Source organism: uncultured Photobacterium sp., from assembly GCF_947502415.1.
GTDB lineage: Bacteria > Pseudomonadota > Gammaproteobacteria > Enterobacterales > Vibrionaceae > Photobacterium.
Map to the genome: position 1 here is coordinate 1 of NZ_CANMZV010000097.1, position 664 is coordinate 664.

Consider the following 664-nt stretch of genomic DNA (forward strand, 5'->3'; position numbering starts at 1 on the left):
AGTTTGTAATACCAAATAAAACAGCTATGAGATACCAAAGCAAACCTCAATATTCTGAATTTTTAATGCCTCCAGAGGAGACGTTTAAAGCCAAACCTGCGGAGCAACCACAAACAACGCCCCAGAAAGAAGACAAAAAAGAAGCTGAATTTCAATACAATATTGAGTTGGTTTGCTCATCTACTGAAGTAAGACATTACAAAATAAAGTCTTTTCTACTGGCCTCTACAGGCCAAGAAACGACAGCAAACACCTCTTGGGCAGAATCACCAAACCAAGATTCAACAGGCATAATACTCACCACTTCTGTTTATGTTAATGAGCCAAAAGCACTGCACTACCAATTTGCAGGGACAAAAAGCACCGCTTTTAGTTACGAAAACGTAAAGCCCGTAAAAAAAGGCGATTTATCACACACGGAATCCTTTATCCCTGTAAAACCGTCAGTTCAAATTGGAGAACGCTTAGGTTGGCCTACTGAGGGATATTTTTACCATTTCATCGATGATGAATTCGTCCATGAATACAAAATTCAAGGCGATGATAGATGGGCATTCTCAGCTACAGAATCCACAAAGGAATCACTGAGTGATTCTTTATTATCCAGTCAATTGACAACAATTTTGCTCCCTTGGAAAATCAATGGAAAAACCATTGGCCGCCA

General features: G+C 39.5%; 1 pseudogene. It reads left to right on the plus strand.

The window, feature by feature from the left end:
- Window positions 1-664, plus strand: a pseudogene (locus tag Q0852_RS23685) (hypothetical protein); the annotation flags it as partial.